General features: G+C 67.0%; 1 pseudogene. It reads left to right on the forward strand.

Going from position 1 to position 388, the window contains the following annotated elements:
- Positions 1 to 388 (forward strand): annotated as a pseudogene (locus ACJ8QI_RS25475) (transketolase); the annotation flags it as partial.

Genomic DNA, 388 nt, shown 5'->3' on the forward strand with positions numbered 1-388 from the left:
AACCTTCCTGATGTTTGTGGAATACGCCCGCAACGCGGTGCGCATGGCGGCGCTGATGAAGCTGCGCAACGTGTTCGTCTACACCCACGACTCCATCGGTCTGGGCGAAGACGGCCCGACCCACCAGCCGGTGGAGCAGCTGGCGAGCCTGCGCGTGACCCCGAACATGAGCACCTGGCGCCCGTGCGACCAGGTGGAGTCGGCGGTGGCGTGGCAGTACGGCATCGAGCGCAACGACGGCCCGACCACCCTGGTGTTCTCGCGTCAGAACCTGACCCAGCAGCCGCGCACCGCAGAGCAGCTGGCGAACGTGTACCGCGGCGGCTACGTGCTGAAAGACTGCGCGGGCACGCCGGACGTCATCCTGATTGCCACCGGCTCCGAAGTG

It is taken from the genome of Serratia sp. CY84636, assembly GCF_052166245.1.
In the GTDB taxonomy this organism is placed as follows: domain Bacteria; phylum Pseudomonadota; class Gammaproteobacteria; order Enterobacterales; family Enterobacteriaceae; genus Serratia; species Serratia nevei.